At 64.8% G+C, this 21,048-nt stretch carries 18 protein-coding genes; 16 read left to right on the top strand and 2 right to left on the bottom strand.

Annotated features, from left to right (window positions below):
• Positions 1 to 110 precede the first annotated feature (110 nt).
• The 9 genes from P6U25_RS28440 (at position 111) to P6U25_RS28400 (ending at position 8,420) form a co-directional block, all read left to right on the top strand.
• Complete coding sequence (locus tag P6U25_RS28440) at positions 111 to 338, top strand: DUF2007 domain-containing protein (protein WP_407148078.1); 228 nt, start codon at positions 111 to 113, stop codon at positions 336 to 338.
• Entirely contained in the window at positions 331 to 1,098 is a 768-nt protein-coding gene (locus P6U25_RS28435; protein ID WP_407148077.1) for a tRNA1(Val) (adenine(37)-N6)-methyltransferase, read from the top strand. Before P6U25_RS28440 ends, P6U25_RS28435 begins: the two co-directional genes overlap by 8 nt.
• Positions 1,099 to 1,325: 227 nt before the next feature.
• Complete coding sequence (locus P6U25_RS28430) at positions 1,326 to 2,237, top strand: S49 family peptidase (RefSeq protein WP_407148076.1); 912 nt, start codon at positions 1,326 to 1,328, stop codon at positions 2,235 to 2,237.
• A gap of 116 nt (positions 2,238 to 2,353) precedes the next feature.
• Positions 2,354 to 2,545, top strand: coding sequence for a hypothetical protein (locus P6U25_RS28425; RefSeq protein ID WP_280976225.1), 192 nt, complete (start codon positions 2,354 to 2,356; stop codon positions 2,543 to 2,545).
• Between the two features lie 271 nt (positions 2,546 to 2,816).
• The gene (locus tag P6U25_RS28420; RefSeq protein WP_407148075.1) at positions 2,817 to 3,767 is read left to right on the top strand and encodes a glycine--tRNA ligase subunit alpha; all 951 of its coding nucleotides are present in this window, start codon (positions 2,817 to 2,819) and stop codon (positions 3,765 to 3,767) included.
• Positions 3,767 to 6,226 carry a glycine--tRNA ligase subunit beta gene (gene glyS / locus P6U25_RS28415; RefSeq protein WP_407148074.1) on the top strand — a complete coding sequence of 820 codons (2,460 nt, stop codon included), beginning with the start codon at positions 3,767 to 3,769 and terminating at the stop codon, positions 6,224 to 6,226. The genes P6U25_RS28420 and glyS overlap by 1 nt, the downstream gene beginning before the upstream one ends.
• Before the next feature lie 2 nt (positions 6,227 to 6,228).
• On the top strand, positions 6,229 to 6,828 hold the full coding sequence (locus P6U25_RS28410) for a class I SAM-dependent methyltransferase (protein WP_407148073.1): 600 nt from the start codon (positions 6,229 to 6,231) through the stop codon (positions 6,826 to 6,828).
• The gene (locus P6U25_RS28405; RefSeq protein WP_407148072.1) at positions 6,825 to 7,235 is read left to right on the top strand and encodes a GFA family protein; all 411 of its coding nucleotides are present in this window, start codon (positions 6,825 to 6,827) and stop codon (positions 7,233 to 7,235) included. The genes P6U25_RS28410 and P6U25_RS28405 overlap by 4 nt, the downstream gene beginning before the upstream one ends.
• 93 nt (positions 7,236 to 7,328) lie before the next feature.
• Positions 7,329 to 8,420 carry a hypothetical protein gene (locus P6U25_RS28400; protein WP_407148071.1) on the top strand — a complete coding sequence of 364 codons (1,092 nt, stop codon included), beginning with the start codon at positions 7,329 to 7,331 and terminating at the stop codon, positions 8,418 to 8,420.
• 198 nt (positions 8,421 to 8,618) lie between these two features.
• Here the strand turns inward: P6U25_RS28400 and P6U25_RS28395 are convergent, their stop codons facing one another.
• The gene (locus P6U25_RS28395) at positions 8,619 to 8,978 is read right to left on the bottom strand and encodes a DUF1236 domain-containing protein (protein WP_407148069.1); all 360 of its coding nucleotides are present in this window, start codon (positions 8,976 to 8,978) and stop codon (positions 8,619 to 8,621) included.
• A gap of 238 nt (positions 8,979 to 9,216) precedes the next feature.
• Here P6U25_RS28395 and P6U25_RS28390 point away from each other — a divergent pair, with 238 nt between their 5' ends.
• The 7 genes from P6U25_RS28390 (at position 9,217) to P6U25_RS28360 (ending at position 18,251) form a co-directional block, all read left to right on the top strand.
• Positions 9,217 to 9,372: a DUF3096 domain-containing protein gene (locus tag P6U25_RS28390; RefSeq protein ID WP_407148068.1), complete on the top strand. Its 156-nt coding sequence runs from the start codon at positions 9,217 to 9,219 to the stop codon at positions 9,370 to 9,372.
• 90 nt (positions 9,373 to 9,462) lie between these two features.
• Entirely contained in the window at positions 9,463 to 12,339 is a 2,877-nt protein-coding gene (gene ppdK, locus P6U25_RS28385; protein WP_407148067.1) for a pyruvate, phosphate dikinase, read from the top strand.
• A gap of 763 nt (positions 12,340 to 13,102) precedes the next feature.
• Positions 13,103 to 14,569 carry a cell wall hydrolase gene (locus P6U25_RS28380; protein ID WP_407148066.1) on the top strand — a complete coding sequence of 489 codons (1,467 nt, stop codon included), beginning with the start codon at positions 13,103 to 13,105 and terminating at the stop codon, positions 14,567 to 14,569.
• A 247-nt stretch (positions 14,570 to 14,816) separates the two neighbouring features.
• Positions 14,817 to 16,061 (top strand): MFS transporter, encoded by a 1,245-nt coding sequence (locus P6U25_RS28375; RefSeq protein ID WP_407148065.1) that lies wholly within the window; start codon positions 14,817 to 14,819, stop codon positions 16,059 to 16,061.
• 46 nt (positions 16,062 to 16,107) lie between these two features.
• Entirely contained in the window at positions 16,108 to 17,094 is a 987-nt protein-coding gene (locus P6U25_RS28370) for an MDR family oxidoreductase (protein WP_407148064.1), read from the top strand.
• Positions 17,095 to 17,272: 178 nt separating this feature from the next.
• Complete coding sequence (locus P6U25_RS28365; RefSeq protein ID WP_407148063.1) at positions 17,273 to 17,872, top strand: hypothetical protein; 600 nt, start codon at positions 17,273 to 17,275, stop codon at positions 17,870 to 17,872.
• 145 nt (positions 17,873 to 18,017) lie between these two features.
• The gene (locus P6U25_RS28360) at positions 18,018 to 18,251 is read left to right on the top strand and encodes a DUF6894 family protein (protein ID WP_407148062.1); all 234 of its coding nucleotides are present in this window, start codon (positions 18,018 to 18,020) and stop codon (positions 18,249 to 18,251) included.
• Positions 18,252 to 18,276: 25 nt separating this feature from the next.
• On the opposite strand, the gene P6U25_RS28355 is transcribed toward P6U25_RS28360, so the two are convergent.
• The gene (locus tag P6U25_RS28355; RefSeq protein WP_407148061.1) at positions 18,277 to 20,961 is read right to left on the bottom strand and encodes a DUF2339 domain-containing protein; all 2,685 of its coding nucleotides are present in this window, start codon (positions 20,959 to 20,961) and stop codon (positions 18,277 to 18,279) included.
• Positions 20,962 to 21,048: the final 87 nt, after the last annotated feature.

Genomic DNA, 21,048 nt, shown 5'->3' with positions numbered 1-21,048 from the left:
TCGCACTATCCTCAGCTATAACAATAGAAACTGCGCGGTGAAGCGGCAAGGCCACGAAGTTGTTGACAGTGTTGCCGCGTCAGCACAGCCGAGCCAGAGGAGAGCGTGATTTGCGGGAATTGGTTCGAACCAATGACATGGTGCTGGTCTCGGCGGTCGGCGCTCTGCTCGACAGCGCTAACATCCATCATCTGGTGCTCGACCAGAACATGAGCATCATCGAAGGCTCGCTCGGCGTGTTGCCGCGGCGGATCCTGGTGCATGAGGACGACAACCACGAGGCGCGGCAGCTCTTGACCGAGGCCGGCCTCGGCCACGAATTGCGCGCCGATGAGTAATCCGGCCGCTGACGTCACCGAGGATGGATTCCTCGGCGGGCAATTGCGGTTGCGGCAGCCGCGCCGCGGTCACCGAGCCGGCCATGACGCGATCCTGCTCGCCGCGGCTACGCCGGCGCGGCCGGGCGATCGCGTCGTCGATCTCGGTTCCGGGATCGGCGCGGCGGGGCTGGCCGTGGCACGCCGGGTCAACGGGATCGATCTCGCGCTCGTTGAAATCGATCCGGCCCTGGCTGAGCTTGCGCAGAATAATGCCGGCGCCAACGCGATCATGGCCGACGTGGTCGTGCTCGATGTCGAGGCCGAAGCGTCGGCGTTCGCCGCGGCCGGTCTCGGTCCTGGCAGCGCCGATGTCGTGCTGATGAATCCGCCCTTCAACGATCCCGCCAGGCATCGCGCCTCGCCGGATAGCGTGCGGGAGCGCGCCCATGTCGCGACCGCGACGACGCTGGAGAGCTGGGTTCATGTCGCGCGGCGGATTCTCAAGTCGAACGGGCGGCTTGCGATGATCTGGCGGGCCGATGGAATCGCCGAGGTTTTGGCTGCGCTCGGTCGCGGCTTCGGCAGCGTCGAGATCCTGCCCGTTCACGCCGACGCGGCGTCACCGGCGATCCGCATCCTGGTTCGGGCCACCAAGGGCGGGCGGGCGCCGACACGTCTCCACGCCGCGCTGCTGCTCAATGATCAATCAGGCGTGCCCAATAAATGGGTGCAGGACATTTTGACTGGCAAGGAAGCATTGCCGATGGCCCGGCCGTAGCGGACAGTTCCGCCCGGCCTTAGTGCGGAGCCGTTTCCGACTGCCGTTCGGCCCTGGACGTGAAATGGATTGCGGTGAGAAGTGTACCGATCAGCAAAATCAGCAGATAGATCTTCATGTCGCTCTCTCCGCCGCGGATTGCAGCCCCAACGGACACAATGCAAAACGCGTTCCGCGCTTTCCAATGACAGTGGCGTGATAAGAAGTGGTTAATCTGAGGTAACGGCATGAGTGAACAAACAAGTGATCGCGCAGCGAAGCCGGGACTCGTCGAGCGGATGCAGGACATGCTTCCGGTGCGGTTCAGGCGCGGCGTCGCCGTCGTGCCGGTGGTGCGGTTATCCGGCGTGATCGGCGCGGTGACGCCGCTGCGGCCGGGCCTGACCCTTGCCGGCGTCGCCAAGCTGCTGGAGCGCGCCTTCGGCATGCGGAATGCCAAGGCGGTGGCGCTGGTGATCAACTCGCCGGGCGGCTCGCCGGTGCAGTCGCGGCAGATCTATCTGCGCATCCGCCAATTGGCCGCGGAGAAGAAGCTGCCGGTGCTGGTGTTCGTCGAGGACGTGGCGGCCTCCGGCGGCTACATGATCGCCTGCGCCGGCGACGAGATCTATTGCGACCCGTCCTCGATCCTGGGGTCGATCGGCGTGGTCGGCGGCAGTTTCGGTCTCGATGGATTGATCAAGAAGATCGGGGTGGAGCGGCGGCTTTATACCGCGGGCAGCCACAAGGCGATGCTGGATCCGTTCCTGCCCGAGAACCCCGACGATGTGGCGCGCCTCAAGGCGATCCAGCGCGAGATTCACGCGATCTTCATCGCGCTGGTCCGGCAGAGCCGCGGCGGCCGCCTGAAGGGCGCCGACGATGTGCTGTTCAGCGGCGAATACTGGGCGGGCGAGACCGCGCTTGGCCTTGGGCTCGCCGACGGCATCGGCGATCTGCGCGCGACGCTGCGTGCCCGCTATGGCGACAAGGTGCTGACCCCGGTGATCGCGCCCTCGAGCGGCCTGCTGTCCGGCCTGCTCGGTCGCCGGGCGCCGGGGGCAGGGTCGCTGGCGGCGCTGGACGGATTCGGCGGCCTGCCGGACGAAGTGATCTCGGCATTGGAAACCAGGGCGATTTGGGCCAGATTTGGGTTCTGAACACGTGGAATTGAGCGCGCCATTTAGCCCTAAAAGTGCGATTGCGGCGCAGGCCGCGTTAGGGGAGAATACCGGTCATTGGGGGCCTGACCGACGTGAACGACAAGGATCGACCGATGCCGCCGCTGATCGCATTTGCAGGCGTCCTGGGTGGCCTGGCCGTGGTCCGATGGGCCTACAGGACGGCCGTGCGGATCAACCAGGAACTGGAAGAGGCGCGGCTGGCCCGCGTGGCCGAAGCCGCGCGTGCGAGCGAAATCAAAACCCTGCGCCGCGACCCCGTGACCGGGGCCTATCGCCCGGGCTGAAGTATGAATCTCCCTCGCCCCGCCCTTGCGGGGGCGAGACGAGCGTAGGTCGCTCTTTGAGGGTTGGGTGAGGGGCTGTTTCCGCAAATTCGATAGACCGGAACGCGCGGAGAATCCCCCTCACCCGAAATTCGCGCTGCGCGAATTCGACCTCTCCCCGCGAGCGGGGCGAGGTAAGAGGTGGCCGAAACAACTCCCATCGCCTTGATTCCATTGGCCGTCGCCGATACGGTCCCGCGCGCTTCACCCCCTCGCGAGATCTGTACTGACGATGGACGCCCTGCCTGATCACATGCGCCCGGAACGTTCGTTCCAGGGCTTCATCCTTGCTCTCCAGCGCTTCTGGGCCGAGCAGGGCTGCGTCATTCTGCAGCCCTATGACATGGAAATGGGTGCCGGCACCTTCCATCCCGCCACCACCCTGCGCGCGCTGGGACCGAAGCCCTGGAATGCGGCCTATGTGCAGCCCTCGCGGCGGCCCAAGGACGGCCGTTACGGCGAAAATCCTAACCGGATGCAGCACTATTACCAGTTCCAGGTGATCATGAAGCCGTCGCCACCGAACCTCCAGGACCTGTACCTGAAGTCGCTCGCCGCAATCGGCATCGATTCCGCTGTTCACGACATCCGCTTTGTCGAGGACGACTGGGAGAGCCCGACGCTGGGCGCCTGGGGCCTCGGCTGGGAATGCTGGTGCGACGGCATGGAAGTGTCGCAGTTCACCTATTTCCAGCAGGTCGCTGGCGTCGAATGCGCACCGGTGGCCGGCGAGCTCACTTACGGGCTCGAGCGTCTGGCGATGTATGTGCAGGGCGTCGACCGCGTCTATGACTTGAACTTCAACGGCCGCGAGGGCGCGGAGAAGGTCACCTATGGCGACGTCTTCCTGCAGGCCGAGCAGGAATATTCGCGGCACAATTTCGAATACGCCGACACCGCGATGCTGTTCGAGCAGTTCAGGATGGCGGAGGACGCCTGCAAGAAATATCTCGCCGCCGGCTGGCAAGAAAACTCCAAGAACCCGAGCAGCAACCAAAAGGAACATCTGATGGCCTTGCCGGCCTATGACCAGTGCATCAAGGCGAGCCATGTGTTCAACCTGCTCGACGCCCGCGGCGTCATCTCGGTGACCGAGCGGCAGAGCTACATCATGCGCGTGCGCGAGCTGGCGAAGGCCTGCGGCGAGGCGTGGGTTCACACCGAAGCGGGCAGGGCGGTCTGATGCCCGATCTTCTCCTCGAACTGTTTTCCGAAGAAATCCCCGCGCGCATGCAGGCCAAGGCGGCGGACGATCTGCGCCGCATGGTGACCGACAAGCTTGTCGCCGAAGGCCTCGTCTACGAGGGCGCCAAGGCGTTTGCCACCCCACGTCGGCTGGCGCTGACCGTGCATGGCATCCCCACACGCCAGCCCGACCTGAAGGAAGAGCGCCGCGGTCCGCGCGTCGGCGGTCCCGAGCCCGCGATCCAGGGCTTCCTGAAGGCCACCGGCCTAGCCTCGATCAGCGAGGCAAAAATCCAGAGCGACAAGAAGGGCGACTTCTACATCGCGCTGATCGAAAAGCCGGGCCGTGCCGCGATCGATGTCATCGCCGAAATTTTGCCGGTGATCATCCGCACCTTCCCCTGGCCGAAATCGATGCGCTGGGGCGCGCGCTCGGCCAAATCAGGTTCGCTCACCTGGGTGCGTCCGCTCCATGCGATCACCGCGACCTTTGGGCTCGAGACCGAGGAGCCCGACGTCGTCAAGTTCGTCGTCGACGGCATCGAGGCCGGGCAGACCACCTATGGCCATCGCTTCATGGCGCCCGGTCCGATCTCGGTGCGCCGTTTCGAGGACTATGAGGCGAAGCTGCTCGACGCCAAGGTCGTGGTCGATCCGGAGCGGCGCAAGGACGCCATTCTGACCGATGCGAAGCAATTGGCCTTCGCGCAGGGCTATGAGCTGGTCGAGGACCAGGTGCTGCTCGACGAGGTCTCCGGCCTCGTCGAATGGCCGATCGTGCTGATGGGCTCGTTCGACAAGGAGTTCCTGTCGATCCCTGACGAGGTGATCCGCGCCACCATCCGCAACAACCAGAAATGCTTCGTGGTGCGCGACCCTAAGACGGGTAAGCTCGCCAACAAGTTCATCCTGACCGCCAACATCGAGGCGAGCGACGACGGCAAGACCATCATCGGCGGCAACGAGCGCGTGATCCGCGCGCGGCTCTCGGATGCCAAGTTCTTCTACGAGACCGACCTGAAGACCAAGCTCGAGAGCCGGCTGCCGAAGTTCGACCAGATCGTGTTCCACGAGAAACTCGGCACGCAGGCCGCACGGATCAAGCGGATCGAGCGGCTCGCCGCCGAGATCGCGCCGCTGGTCGGCGCCGATGTCGAGAAGACCAAGCGCGCCGCGCACCTTGCGAAGGCGGACTTGCTGACGGAAGTCGTCGGCGAATTCCCCGAGCTGCAGGGCCTGATGGGCAAGTATTACGCACTGGCGCAGGGCGAGGATGCCTCGGTCGCCACTGCAAGCGAAGAGCACTGGAAGCCGCAGGGACCGACCGATCGTGTGCCGACCGACCCGGTGAGCGTCGCGGTGGCGTTGGCGGACAAGCTCGACACGCTGGTGGGCTTCTGGGCGATCGATGAGAAGCCGACGGGATCGAAGGACCCGTACGCGCTGCGTCGCGCGGCGCTAGGCGTGATCAGGCTGATATTGACTAACGGCTCGCGCCTTCCGCTAGGCACTCTCTTCTCGTCTGCCCTCACGTTGCTGTTGTACTTCAGTTTCCGGCCTGATTCTGGATATCTGTGGCTTGCGCGACGTTGGAATCCACAAATTGAGGACGGCAAGTCTGAGTGGAACGACGCTCGATATTTGGTCTTGCTCAATAGCGATGGGTTTGTCGCGAGCCATCTCGAAGAAATTGGGATGGAACAAATAGGAAATCCTGATCTGGGTGGCGATGACGATCGGGAAGTGCACGACGCACGGGCTTCTGCCTATGCTGAATTTGAACGCAGGCTGAAGTCTCTTGAACTCGTCGTGGTTCCATTTTTGTTCGAAGACGCCCCTCACGAGCCTGCGCGGACTAAGTCCGCTGTTTCCATGGCTCGGCAGCAACTGCAAGATGAACCTTTTGCAAAGCTTGGAATGGACCGTCTCGCCGCGGACCTTGGCGCCTTCTTCGCCGACCGCCTGAAGGTGCAGCTTCGCGAGCAGGGCGCGCGTCACGATCTCGTCGATGCCGTGTTTTCGCTCGGCGGCCAGGACGATCTGCTGCTCGTGGTTCGCCGCGTCGAGGCGCTCGGAAAATTCCTCGACAGCGACGACGGCATGAACCTGCTCGCGGGGACAAAACGTGCCAGCAACATCCTTGCGATCGAGGAGAAGCGGGACAAGCGCAGCTTCGACGGTGCGCCGGATGCGGCGCTGTACAGGCTCGATGAGGAGAAGGCGCTGGCGAAGGCGATCGATCAGGCCAAGAGCGAAGCCTCCGCCGCAGTCGCAAGAGAGGATTTCGCCGCCGCGATGAGCGCGATGGCAAAGCTGCGTCCGGCGGTCGACGCGTTCTTCGACAAGGTCAAGGTCAACGACGATGACCCGAAAGTTCGCGAAAACCGCCTGAAGCTGCTCAACGAGATCCGCGCCGCGACACGTGCGGTGGCCGACTTCTCCAGGATCGAGGGCTGATCATGGACCGCGCAACGCTTGCCGCTTACGACAAGGAGGCGGTGGCGTTCGCGCAGGACTGGCACCAGCAGCCGGCGCCGGTCGACCTGCAAGAGATCGTCGCGCGCTTCTTTACCAGGGGCGGCTCGACCGCCGATATCGGCTGCGGCAGCGGCCGCGAGGTGGCGTGGCTGAATGCCAACGGCTTCCCGGCCGAAGGCTATGACGCCTCCGAGGGCCTGCTCGCTGAGGCACGCGCGCGCTATCCGCAATTGCGCTTTGCCCGTGCCGAACTGCCCGAGCTGCGCGGCATCGAGTCGGGCAGCTTCGACAACGTGCTGTGCGAGACCGTGATCATGCATCTCGATCGCGCGCTGATCGCGCCGTCGGTTCGCCGCATGCTCGAGATCGTGAAGCCCGGCGGCATCTTCTATCTCAGTTGGCGCGTGACTGACGGTGCTGACCTGCGCGATGTGCACGGGCGGCTCTATGCGGCGTTCGATGCGGCCGAGGTGCGGGCCGAGCTCGGACCGGCGCCATTGTTGCTCGATGAGGAACTGGTCAGCGTGTCCTCGGGTAAGCGGATTCACCGGCTGGTAGCCAGCAAGGGAGGGCCATCATGACGAGGCTCGCGACATGCGCCTGCGGACGGCTCCGCGTGACCTGTCGCCGCGAGCCCGTGAGAATCTCGCAGTGCCATTGTCTCGAATGTCAAAAGCGGACCGGCAGCCCTTACGGCGTCGCTGCCTTCTTCGGCCGCGCCGATGTGGAGCTGCAAGGCGAGACGCGGGAGTACACGCGCACGGGCGACAGTGGTTTCCCGGTGGTCTTTCACTTCTGCCCGACCTGCGGCTCGTCGGTCTACTGGGAGCCCGGTCGCGCGCCCGATCTCGTCGCCGTCGCGGTCGGCGCATTCGCGGATCCTGATTTTCCAGCTCCCTCGCAATCGGTCTACGTACAGCGCCGCCATGCCTGGGTGGTCGACAAATACGAGGTCGGCCCCGAGCGGGACGGAAATATTCAGAAATAATTTGCAATCTGTTAACCATGCCCTGCCAAGGTCTCATCGGATCAACGATTTCTTAAGACATCGCTCCCGCGCGCCAATGCAGGGATATCAACCGTGACCTCGATCGGCACCGCGCTCAATCCCTACGCTCAATACGGCTCGGCCTACGCGCGGGCGGCGGCTGTGCCGTCGCTTGCCGCGACGCTGTCAGGCGACGGCACCGCCGGCGATCTCTCGACGTCCAGCCCGGCGACCACGCTGACACTGTCGGATGCCGCCCGCGCCCAGCTTGCCAAGGCGCCGCTGCCCGACTTCGCGACGGTCACGAGCGACGCGCGCATCACGCTCGACCGGCTCTACACCGTCGCCGGCGTGAAAGGCCCGATCGTCGACGGCAAGACAAGCATCGACCTCTCCTCACTGGACCGCCGCTCGCTGTTTGCGATCTCGACCAACAATGGCGGCAAGTTCACGCCGGACGAGCAGGCGGTCGCGGCCGGCGAGTTGAAGCAGCGCTTCGACGCGGCGCTGGCGCCTTCGCTTGCAACCGCCCGCCTGACCGGCGACTACAGTGTCGCCTACAAGGCGGCGCTCGATTATCTCGATGGTGCAAGTCCGGAAGAGAAGGCGACGGCAATTTGGGCCAGCCAGCGCGCGGCGGTTCTCAAAGGCTACCAGGCGACGCAGCAGGATCCGACCACAGCGCCGTCGGGAATCACGGGGGACCCGATCGCGGCGGCGCTCGCGGGCAACACGCCTCCTGCGAAAGGCAACAGCCGCGATTTCAGCAGCGTCGCGGGCGACGTCCGCGCGTTTCTCGACCGCCAGAAGAGCGAGGCGGCAAGCAATGGCAAGGAACTGGTCTACGATCCCAGGCGCAAGACGGGACAACTCGCCGATCTGTCCGCGCTCGACAACCGCTCGCTCTCGGCGATCTCGCTGAACCAGGACCAGAAGTTTTCCGTAGAGGAAATCTACGCGGCCAAGCAGGAACTCAACACGCGGACCCGTCTGGCGGTGCTCGACGCGCTGAAGCAGAGCATGTCCGCCGGCGATCCGCGCCAGTTCAGTCTCGGCATCCTCAAGCAGTATTCCTCGATGAGCGCTGAGGAACGGCAGGCGACCAACTGGACGCCGGACTTCCAGGACGCCGCGATCAAGAACTACAAGTCGACTTCGACGCTGCTCTCGCTCCTCAAGTCGTAAAGCGGCATCGCGCAACGGAACAGAAAGACCCCGTCTGGAGGGGAGGCCAGACGGGGCCTTCGGGTCCGGTCGATCTTCGCGCACATCCGCTTGCGCGGCGCCCGGACTGATCGTTCAGGCTATCCTCGAACATGGTCCCGATCGGAAGGCCGTGCGCCACTCTCTGCTGACGCGGCCCTCCAGATCCGGATCATGCCATTAGTCGATCACCTGAACGATGCGACGCGAGCGCGGCTCGACCAGCACGGTCTCGCCGTTCACGACGGTGTAGCGATAGGGCGTTGCGCCGAACCGCTGCGGTACGTCGTAATAGGTCACGCCGGCTTCCGGCAACACGGTACCAACCGCGACGCGATCTGGGATGGTGTAATCCGGCACGCGCTCGCGCACGATGTATTCGCGGAACGCGGGACGTTGCTCGACCGCGATCCCTCCGTCACTCTCGACTGCGACAGGAGGACCACCGCGGGTGACACCGACAGTCTGGGCCTGTGCGGCAACAGGCGGCACCGTGATCGCAGCAGCAACGGCCGCAACGGTAAGGATTCTGTTTCGCATGGCTCTCTCCAATTTTTCACGCTGCATCACGCCGGCCTTCGCCGACGCACATTGGAGCCAATGCATCGGGTGTGGCGATGTTCCGGAGAAATCACCGTCATATACGCGGTATTTTGGAGTAAATTTCGTGGGTTACGGGAACCCATTGGCGCCTCGGGCGTCTTGATGTCGGCACATCGCCAGCCGATAAACTGCCATCCTCGATTCGAACTTCCAAAAACCAGCCGGAGAAACTTCAATGGTCATCACCGCTGCGCATGTGCCTGCCATCGTGGCTTTGGTCGCGGGCATCTTGATCCTGATCATGCCGCGGCTCCTGAACTTCATCGTCGCCATCTACCTTATCTTCATCGGATTGGTTGGAATGGGCCTGCTGCGCTGGCTCCACATGTAGCGGGAAAGCGGGGTTTCGCGGCTTGCGCGGGACCCCTCAAAATGGTGTAAGCGCGCATCTTCGACCCCTCTTTTCGGATTGTTGTCTGACATGGCCAAAGCCGTCGCGAAGTCCAAGAAAATAGCAGCGAAATCAAAGCCCTCCGTGCCGGCCCGCAAGGCCGCGCCGCAGGCACGCAAGGTTCTGAAGAAGAGCGCCGCCAAGGCGGCGCCGAAAGCTGTCGCCAAGCCGGCGGCAAAGCCCGCCAGCAAGGCGGCCTCCGCGAAGACGTCGCCTGCTGCAATCAAGGCGGGCAAGTGGGTCTATACGTTCGGTGACGGCAAGGCCGAGGGCCAGGCGACCTTGCGCGATCTGCTCGGCGGCAAGGGCGCCAATCTCGCGGAAATGGCCAATCTCGGCCTGCCGGTGCCGCCCGGCTTCACGATCCCGACCTCGGTCTGCACCTATTTCTACGAGCACGACAAGACCTATCCGAAGGAGTTGAAGGCGCAGGTCGAGAAGGCGCTCGACTATGTTGGCAAGCTGACCGGCAAGTCGTTCGGCGACCCGAAGAACCCGCTGCTCGTCTCGGTCCGCTCCGGCGCGCGCGCCTCGATGCCGGGCATGATGGACACCGTGCTCAACCTCGGCCTCAACGACCAGACCGTCGAAGCGCTCGCCGAGCTCTCCGGCGACCGTCGCTTCGCCTATGACAGCTATCGTCGCTTCATCACGATGTACTCGGACGTGGTGCTCGGCTTCGAGCATCATCACTTCGAGGACATCCTCGACACCTTCAAGGACAGCCAGGGCTATTCGCTCGACACCGATCTTTCCGGCGACGACTGGGTCGAACTGGTCGGCAAGTACAAGGAAGCGGTGGCCAAGGAAACCGGCCACGACTTCCCGCAGGATCCGCACGATCAGTTGTGGGGCGCGATCGGCGCGGTGTTTTCATCCTGGATGAATGCGCGCGCGGTGACTTACCGCAAGCTGCATGACATTCCGGAGTCATGGGGCACCGCCGTCAACGTGCAGGCGATGGTGTTCGGCAACATGGGCGAGACGTCGGCAACCGGCGTCGCATTCACGCGCAACCCCTCGACCGGCGAGAGCAAGCTCTACGGCGAATTCCTGATCAACGCGCAGGGCGAGGACGTCGTCGCAGGCATCCGCACGCCGCAGGACATCACCGAGGAAGCGCGCCAGGAATCCGGCTCCGACAAGCCGTCGATGGAAGTCGCGATGCCCGACGCGTTCAAGGAGCTGACGCGGATCTACACGCTGCTCGAGAAGCACTACCGCGACATGCAGGACATGGAGTTCACGGTCGAGCAAGGCAAGCTGTGGATGCTGCAGACTCGCGGCGGCAAGCGCACCGCGAAGGCGGCGCTTCGCATCGCCGTCGAGCTCGCCAATGAAGGACTGATCTCCAAGAAGGACGCGGTGACGCGGATCGATCCGGCCTCGCTCGACCAGCTTTTGCACCCGACTATCGATCCCGCTGCCAAGCGCGACGTGATCGCGACCGGCCTGCCGGCATCGCCCGGCGCCGCCTCGGGCGAGATCGTGTTCTCGTCCGACGAAGCCGCCAAGTTGCAGGCCGACGGGCGCAAGGTCATCCTGGTCCGGATCGAGACCAGCCCGGAAGACATTCACGGCATGCACGCCGCCGAAGGCATCCTGACCACGCGCGGCGGCATGACCTCGCACGCGGCGGTGGTCGCGCGCGGCATGGGCAAGCCCTGCGTCTCCGGCTGCGGCACCATCCGCATCGACTATGGCCGCGGCACCATGAGCGTGGGTCAGCGCACCTTCAAGACCGGCGACGTCATCACCATCGACGGTTCGCTTGGCCAGGTGCTGGCCGGGCGCATGCCGATGATCGAGCCGGAGCTGTCCGGCGAGTTCGGCACGCTGATGGGTTGGGCCGACCAGGTCCGCAAGCTCGGCGTCCGCGTCAACGGCGATACGCCCGATGACGCGCGCACCGCGGTGAAGTTCGGCGCCGAAGGCATCGGCCTCTGCCGCACCGAGCACATGTTCTTCGAGGAGACCCGCATCCGCACCGTGCGCGAGATGATCCTCTCCGAGGACGAGCAGTCGCGCCGCGCGGCGCTGTCGAAGCTGCTGCCGATGCAGCGCGCCGACTTCGTCGAGCTGTTCGAGATCATGAAGGGCCTGCCCGTCACGATCCGCTTGCTCGATCCGCCGCTGCACGAGTTCCTGCCGCATACGCAGGCCGAGATCGAGGAAGTGGCGCGCGCCATGAACACCGATCCGCGCAAGCTCGCCGACCGCGCTCGCGAACTGTCGGAGTTCAACCCGATGCTCGGCTTCCGCGGCTGCCGTCTTGCGATCGCCTATCCGGAGATCGCCGAGATGCAGGCGCGCGCGATCTTCGAGGCGGCGGTCGAGGCCGGCAAGCGCACCGGCAAGGCCGTCGGCCTCGAGGTGATGGTGCCGCTGATCGCGACCAAGGCCGAGTTCGATCTCGTCAAGGCGCGCATCGATGCGACCGCCAATGCGGTGATGAAGGAGACCGGCGTCAAGCTGAGCTATCAGGTCGGCACTATGATCGAGCTGCCGCGCGCCTGCCTGATGGCCGGCCAGGTGGCGGAGACCGCTGAATTCTTCTCGTTCGGCACCAACGACCTGACGCAGACCACCTACGGCATCAGCCGCGACGACGCGGCGAGCTTCCTCGGCACCTATGTCGCCAAGGGCATTCTCGAGATCGATCCGTTCATCTCGGTCGATCGCGACGGCGTCGGTGAACTCGTCAGGATCGGCGTCACCCGCGGCCGCAAGACGCGGCCGAGCCTGAAGGTCGGCATCTGCGGCGAGCACGGCGGCGATCCCGCCTCGGTGGCGTTCTGCCACGAGGTCGGCCTCGACTACGTCTCGTGCTCGCCCTATCGCGTGCCGATCGCACGCCTCGCCGCGGCGCAGGCCGCACTCGGCAAGCCGATCGCGAGCCAGGCGTAAGCGATCACGCAGTTCAGAGAGTGCAATGGCCGGGACCAGTCCCGGCCATTTTGTTTGTCGGGTGCTTCAGCAAATGTCGTCATTGCGAGCCGTTGACTTCTAGGAAGAAAGTGCGTGAGTTCCAGGTCGGCGGCTTCACGCCGGTCCGAACCCGCAATGACGGGGGCAGGTCCAAGTTCACGTGTCGAACAGCGCGGTGTCATCACCCGCGCATGCGGGTGATCCAGTATTCCAGAGAGGGCGATGCTTGAACCGAGAGGCCGCGGCGTACTGGATGGCCCGCCGGAGCCTGTCATCGGGCGCGCGTTCGCGCGACCCGGTGGCGGGCCATGACGACTGAGAGAGAATGTGCATCCGCATTCTCGCAACATGATTTGTCCGAGCCGTGCATTTCGTTCCGCTCTCTAGGAAGAAGTGGGTGAGTGCCAGATCAAGTTCGGTCCAGTGCACTCACCCACCTTCGCTCAAAGCGGGTCGACGACTTCACGCCCGTCCCAGCTCGCAATGGCGGTTGTGTTGGCCGTCGCTGCGTCTTCAACACTTTGTTCACCATCTTCGTTGACCTGCTGTTTACGACTTTCATGCGCTGCGCATTTACCAAGCCGCGCGAAGTGACCTGCAAACAGCCTGCGATGACTTGAGTGTAGCGCGCGAGCAACGCCGATTAACTCGGCGGCAACCTAAACAGGTTAGCTACAAAAAGGATCGAATTGCGCGCATTCGCCGCTTCGATCACACTCTGTCAGCGTTGCGTGAGCGTACGATGTTTGTGTTGCGTAACCAGCCGAAGAGCGCTCGGCTTGCGCTCTTCGGCCTCGGTCTCAGCATCTTCGCCCTGATGCCGACCGAGACCGGATATCAGGATATCGCCTCGCTGCTCGCCCGCCAGCCGGGCGTCGCGGAGCGCTGGCAGAAGCGCGTGTTCGCGTCCGGCCTCGGCTCGATCCAGGTCGCCACCTACAGCTTCGGCCGTCCGATCGGAACGTCCCTGCCGCAAGCGCCAACGCTTCTGCTCGCACGGCTCGACAATCAGGGCATCGACATCGGCCGCGCGGTGACGCGCAATCCGATCGCGGCTCCCCCGCCGCGCTACCAGGCCGCCGATTTTCCCAAGGTCGATCGCACGCTGAAGGGCGATCGCCTCGTCATCACCAAGCCCGATCCGGCCGCACCGTCCAACGCGGCCCCGTCGCACGAGGACCCCGCAACCTCGAATGGGTCGGTCAGGGGCATGAAGACGGCGGACCAGGTGCCCGCCGAGAACGCGCCGCTTGATCCCGAATTGCAGGAGGCGCTGCGTGCGCCGCCATTGCCGCAATATTCGACATCGCCGCCGCCGCAATACGATGTGTCGTTGTCGCTCGAGGCCGATCCGCTCGACGACCTGAAGCCCGCACCCGCCGCGCAGCCATCCGCCACCGCCGCGACGCCGCCAAGCGATCCTTTCTCGTTCCAGACCGCGAGCCTGTTCTTCGGCTCGTCGCTCGGCTCGCCGGAGAGCATCGAGCGCTGGCTGCCGGGTGAGGAGCCTGTCATCGTAACGCCCGCCGCGCCGGATCCGGATATGAAGGTGATGGCATCACTGCCGGTCGATGCCGACGGTCCGGTCAAGGCCGCCGAGATGGGCGAAAGCATCGCCCCGAAGGGCGAGGTCAACGCCGACAACCAGCGCGCCAAGACGCCGGCCGAGCGGCTCGGCCTGTTCGACGCGAAGTCGCGCGCCAAGTCTGAGAAGTGCCTTGCGGAAGCGGTCTATTTCGAAGCCCGCGGCGAAGCCGTGCGCGGCCAGATCGCGGTCGCTCAAGTGGTGATGAACCGGGTCTTCTCCGGCAAATATCCGGAGACCGTGTGCGGCGTGGTCTACCAGAACAAGAACCGGCACTTCGCCTGCCAGTTCACCTTCGCCTGCGACAACATTCCCGACGTCGTCCGCGAGCCCGACATGTGGGATCGCGCGAAGAAGATCGCCAAGGCGATGCTCGACGGCAAGCTGTGGCTGCCCGAGGTCAACCGGTCGACGCACTACCATGCCTATTGGGTGCGGCCGTCCTGGGTCAGCGAGATGAAGAAGACATACAAATTCGGTGTTCACACCTTCTATCGCCCGCGCGCCTGGGGCGATGGCAGCGATGCGCCGAAGTGGGGCAATGCGGCGGAAACCGCCGAAATCTCGGCCGAGCTCGCCGAAGCCGCGCAGAGCTCGGCCGAGCAGGCCAGCGCGAAACGGTAGCGGATATCTTCACAACGTCGTTCCGGGATGGCTCGAAGGGCCAGACCTCGGATGCGCTCGCGCATCCGGGGTTCGCGACGTTGGCGCTTCGGAATGACGGTCGTCATGCTTTCCGATTCTGCAGAGCTGGCCTGCAGGCGAAAATTTTTCTCCGGGGGCCCCTTGGGGTTTCCATGCAGGTGCATTAACTCCCTGTAACGTTTCGCACGGCCGGCGCGGTGCACGGGCAGTTCGGGGGAGAGACCAGATGGCTGTAACCACCGGAGACCTTCGTCCGGCGTCCAGCACGTGGCGCACGCCGCTGGTGATCATCGTCTGCGGCTGCGCGATCGCGCTGCTCAGCTTCGGCCCGCGCTCCAGCCTCGGTTTCTTCGTACAGCCGATGAGCCGTGAATTCGGCTGGGGCCGTGACATCTTCGGCCTCGCCATCGCGTTTCAGAACCTGCTGTGGGGGTTGGGCCAGCCGGTCGCCGGCGCGATCGCCGATCGCTTCGGCCTGCTGCGCGTGATGATCATCGGCGCCTTGCTCTATGCCGCCGGCCTATTGTTGATGCGCTACTCGACGACGCCGCTGTCGCTCGATTTCAGCGCCGGCGTGCTGATCGGGTTCGGCCTGTCGGGCTCGTCGTTCAACCTGGTGCTGGCCGCCTTCAGCAAGCTGCTGCCGCCCGAGCGGCGCGGCATCGCGCTCGGCGCCGGCACCGCCGCCGGCTCGTTTGGCCAATTCCTGTTCGCGCCGTTCGGCGTCGCCTTGATCGACAATTTCGGCTGGCAGACCGCGCTTGTCGTGTTCGGCGCACTGATGCTGTTGATCCTGCCGCTGTCGCTGGCGCTGGCGACGCCGCCCGCCGAAAGCGGCAATGTCCCGGCCGCTGACCAGCAATCGTTCAAGACCGCGCTCGCCGAAGCCTTCGGCCATCGCTCCTACGTGCTGCTGGTGCTGGGCTTCTTCACCTGCGGCTTCCAGCTCGCGTTCGTGACCATTCATCTGCCGGCGTATCTTGCGGATCGCGGCATTCCGGCATCGACCGGCGGCTGGGTGGTTGCAGCGATCGGTTTGTTCAACATCATCGGCTCGCTCGGTGTCGGCTGGCTGCAGAACTACGTCCCGAAGCGCTATGTGCTGTCGGCGATCTATTTCACCCGCGCACTTGCGACCGTCGCCTTCATCTCATTCCCGATCACGACATTCTCGGCGATCGCGTTCGGCGCGATCTCGGGCGTCACCTGGCTGTCCACCGTGCCGCCGACCTCGGCGCTGGTGGCGTTGATGTTCGGCACGCGCTGGTTCTCCACGCTCTACGGCTTCGCCTTTGTCAGCCATCAGGTCGGCGGCTTCCTCGGCGTCTGGCTCGGCGGCGTGGTGTTCGAGCAGTACGGTTCCTACACGCCGGTCTGGTGGCTTTCGATCCTGTTCGGCGTGCTGTCGGCGCTGATCAACCTGCCGATCGTCGAAGCCCCGGTCGCGCGCCCGGTTGCGCAGCCTGCCTGATGGGTTAAACATGCCCCGAACCTAAGGGATTTCGGGAGTGCACATCGTGGCAACGTTCAAGGCAATCAGGATCGACAAGGCGGATAAAGGTACCACCGCCGCGCTCACGCAATTCGACGAAGCCGAGCTGATGGACGGCGACGTCACGGTGCGGGTCGAGTGGTCGACGTTGAACTACAAGGACGGCCTCGCGCTGACCGGCAAGGCGCCAGTGGTGCGCCGGTTCCCGATGATCGCAGGCATCGATTTCGCGGGCACCGTCGAGCAATCCAGCCATCCGGACTGGAAGGCGGGCGACAAGGTCGTCTGCAACGGCTGGGGCATGGGCGAGACCCATCTCGGCGCGTACGCGGAGAAGGCCCGCGTCAAGGGCGACTGGCTGGTGCGTCTGCCGGACGGCATCTCGGCGCGGGATGCGATGGCGATCGGCACCGCGGGCTATACCGCGATGCTGTCGGTGTTGGCGCTGGAGAGGCACGGCCTCACGCCAAAGAGTGGCCCGGTTGCGGTGACCGGCGCCGCCGGCGGCGTCGGCTCGGTCGCGACCGCCGTGCTCTCGAAGCTCGGCTACCACGTTGTCGCGTCGACCGGACGGATGTCCGAGGCCGGCTATCTGAAGGGCCTCGGCGCGTCCGAGGTGATCGATCGCGCCGAACTCTCGGGTCCGGCGAAGCCGCTGGCGAAGGAGCGCTGGGCCGGCGGTGTGGACAGCGTCGGATCGACCACGCTGGCGAATCTGCTCTCCATGACCCGCTACGGCGGCGCCATTGCGGCTTGCGGTCTGGCGGCCGGGATGGACCTGCCGACCTCGGTCGCGCCGTTCATTTTGCGGGGAGTGTGCCTTCTCGGCATCGATTCCGTGATGTGCCCGATCGAGTTGCGAAGGACCGCCTGGCGCCGCCTTGCGAGCGATCTGGATAAGGCAAAACTGGCTGATATTACTCACGAAATCGCCTTGGACGAGGTCGCTGCCTACGGTCCGAAAATTCTCGGCGGCCAGGTCCGCGGCCGCATCGTGGTAAAAATAGTCTGAGCGCGTTCAGACTTTACCAACCAAGCTGCTCCAATGTTGCCACTGTTGGTATGGTAAGCAGCGGGTAAAGAGACCTACAGCATGATCTGGGGGCCTCGCGCAGATGTCGACGGCACCTGTGCGAGGATCGTGCGAATATAAGGAGCGGGAGCCCGCGCTCGTAAGTTGGAGTAGCTGCATGCTTGCGCGTTTGATGTTGGGGGCCGTCACGGCCGGAGCGATGGTCATGCCGGCGTTCGCAGGTATGATGAACGCCGACGAGGCCCGCAAATTCGTCGCCGGCAAGGTGTTCGCCTTCACCTGTTTCGATGGCACCCGCGGCGCCGGCCGCATTCTCGACGACATGGGTGCGGCGGGTTCGATCCAGTTCTCCGGCTCCGGGCCGATCCGGCACGTGCGACTGCCGGGTAACACGCTGCAGATCCGTGGCCAGAGCGTTTGCGCCTCGTTGAAGGGGCTGCCGTTCGAGCCTTGCTTCAATCTCGACAAGCAGGACGATCGCTCGTTCCGCGGCTCGGTCTCCGGATTGGGCTTTGCCTATTGCGACTTTCACCATCAGGGTGGCCATCAGATGCTGATGGCGCGCGCGGTGGCGCGGCCGCGTTCGCATCGTCGGGTGGAGCAGACGCGTTCAGCCGACGCGTCGCAAACCGAGGTGACGGCACGCGTGGAAACGCCGCGGGTTCAGAGCAACAAGCTCGAGCCGGTCAAATCCGAGCCCAAGGCAGAGCCGGCGAAGAGCGAGAGCCCGCCCGAGCTGCGTCGCTCGACCGAGTAATCCCACAAGTTGATCTTCGCGCCGGGACCAAGGTCGGCCGCCAAGCCGTAGTCATACGGATGGCGGCCGTCATGCGTTGGTAGCTACTCAATGTCCAACGTCCGCCGAAAGCCCGGACGTTGGCCCACGCATTTGAGTAGAGTTTATGGCGCAGTATTTTTTCAGGATCAGCCACGGCGAATATGCCGGCGCCTCCGATCAGGCGACAGAGTTCGAGAATCGGGACATGGCCTGGGCCGAGATGACGAAAGTCTGCAGCAACTTCCTTGGCAGTATCTCGCGCAATCTCAAGCAGAACAGCGAGTGGCACATGGAGTTGCTCGACGAAGGCCGCAAGCCCGTGTTCAGGATCCGCCTCGTTGCGGAATCCGTCGACTGACGTTCGCCGCGCTGCATCGCTCCGCCTATCCCTCTGCCAGTGGAATAGGCGGCGGAGCCTGCCTGCGGAACAGGATGCGCTGGTAGAGCCAGCCGATCGCGACCAGCACGATGCCCAAACACATGAACGACAGCGCGCGGTAGACGCCGGTCAGCGTCGACATGTCGACCAGAAACGCCTTCAGGACGGTCAGTCCGATCACGACAGCGGACGCCAGCCGCGCGCGCTGCGAGTTCACGAGAATGCCGATACCGAGCAACGCGACGCCGAACATCAGCCAGGCGATCGAATAAGTGTATTGCTCCGCGTCGGTGGTCTCGCCGTAGGTCAGCAACGGTCCGTGATAGAGCCGGCGGATTTCAAAGGTCACGTAGGCGAGCGCGAGGATCAACGCGCCGGCGGCGATGGTGTTGCCGTAGCTCGCGGGACGATGCCCGGCCACGGCGTAGGACAACAGCAGCGCCAGCACGGCGGGCAGCGCATAACCGAGCAGCAGCAGGTTGATGAAGCTGCCGCCGACATTCTCGGACCACAGCATCGGGTTCTCCAGCCCCAGCAGTCCGAACACGGTGCCGAACGCGGCGAACGCAGTCAGCAGGATGGCGCCGACATTGTGCACGACGCTGCCGCTGCGGAGCCGCAGACGCTCCAGCCCGATCGCCATTGCAAGCGCCACGCTGACCTGTAACGCCACCTCGCTCAGTCCCGCGGTATCGCGATAGATGTCGCCGCCGTTGACGGCGTGACGGATCTCCATGAAGGCGAGCAGCACGGTGAACAGGATGGCGGCGGATTCGACCATCCGCAGCGGGACGTCGTCGCCGTTGCGGCGGAGGAAGTGGCCGCCCGCCCAGAACGACAGTGCCGGAATGCCGTAGCCCCATAACAGCCAGTTGAAGATCGGCGTGGTACCGACCGCATCACCGGCGATCCGTGGTTCATAGCCGATGCGCAGCACCACGACAGCGGCGAGGATCGCCGCGAGCCAGCGCAGGAACCGGATGGGCCGCCGCACCGAGAGCCATGCGGTACCCATCGAGAGCAATGCGAGGGCGATGGTGAGCCAGCCGCGGTCGAGTGCGAAGGTGAGCGCGAGGGCCAGCGACGCAAGCGCGCCGGTGGCGAACAGCGCGATCGAGGGAGCGAGCTCCGGCCGTTCGCCGCGCCGCGTCAGCGCCTCCGTTGCGGCAGCGTAGATTGCAGCCAGCAGCACCGCGAGGATGGCGAACGGGATCGAGCGATCCAGATGCGCGATGCGGGCATAGAGCGCGATCAACAGCGCGACCGGCGTGAACACAGCCGTCGCCGCCCAGGTCACCGTGATCTTCGTCGTGGCAAACCGCATCTGGGCGAGGAAGCCGGCGATGCCGAACGCGGCCGCGAAGACCGCCGCAGTGACCAGATGCAGCGAGACCGAACCATCGGTCGCCGACGGGCCGATGCCGGGGATCGCTCCGCCCGGCAGCACCAGCATGTCGACGTTGCTGCGGACCGCCCATTCGCCGAACACGATGAAGGCGAATGCTGACGCGGCGCCGATCGCGCCCGCTGCGGCGGGCGCGCGCCAGCCGACGACAAGGCTGCCGGCCACGAGCAGCGCAAAGCTGATCATGGCGGCGTCGGCATGCGCGCTGTTCAGCACGATCATCATGGCGCCGAACAGGTAGGCCGCGAGCGAAGCGGATGAGATCGGCTCGATCGCTTCGCCATCGCTGGCCGGGCCGAACATGAAGCCGCAGACCACGAGCAGCGCGGCCAGCACGAAGCCCGCGATGACGTGGAAAGCGTGCGGCGCGATCATCTCAGCTCCGCATTGCAAGCAGGGGAAGGTCCACAGCAGCGCGAAAACGATCGTCGTGACCGCAAGCCAGCGCCACAGCCGGATACGCGCGAGCCCGAATGCCGCCGCGGTCACGATCGCGAGATAGATATAAAGCGACCAGAAGTCGGGCTTGTCGGACGAGACCAGGATCGGCGTAACGAAGGCGCCGACGATGCCGAGCCCGGCGAGCGCAGGTCCGTGCAGCAGCGCGGCGGCGAGCGTGCCGAGCGCGACCAGGCCGAGCAGAATGAACGCGCTCGCCGGTGCGAGGAAGTCATAGAGAGCGTATGCAGCGTAGACGGTGGCGAACGCCACCGCGGTGCCGGCGGCAGTGAGGATCGCCGGAATGTTGGCGATCGGCAGCGCCGCGATGCTCGAGATGCTCTCCTTGCGTCGCGTCCATTCGCCGGCCGCAAGCAGCGCCAGCGCAAACAGTCCGCCGAGCATCGTGCGCACGCCGGGGCCGAGCAGGCCGGCCTCGATCGAGTAGCGCACCATGAAGAAGCCGCCGAGCGCGAGCGTCAGGCCGCCGATCCACACCACCCAGCGCGTGCCCAATCTCTCCTCCAGGCCGGGCGGCGGCTGTGGCAGGGGCGTCGGCGCAGCGCCGGGCGCGCTTGCGGTCGGCTGATCCTGTACATCGGGCTCAACCGATGCCGCCTCCGGCAACGGCGGCGGCATTGGTGCAGTTGATGGCGCAGCAGGCCGCGTCTGTTCGGCTTGCTCAGGCGGCGCCGGCGTGAGCGGGCGGGCGCCGGCTGCCGTCGCGGCTTCGACCGCGTCCAGGCGGTCGCGCAACACGGTAATCTGATTCAGCGCCTTGCGCGCGAAGATGACCGCGACGATGGCGATGACCAGCGTCAGGAAGTCGAACGGTGAGTCGAACATTGGGCCTCCGGCAAAGCGCGCCGGACTTTTGGCCAGCCAGCGGCCCGTCGCAACCTATTATGTGCAACCTGAGTGGCCGGAAGTTCA

The sequence above is a fragment of the Bradyrhizobium sp. ORS 86 genome (assembly GCF_045571475.1).
Taxonomy (GTDB): Bacteria; Pseudomonadota; Alphaproteobacteria; order Rhizobiales; family Xanthobacteraceae; genus Bradyrhizobium.
Note: the sequence above shows the minus strand (reverse complement) of the source record. Positions and strands in the feature narration are given on the sequence as shown.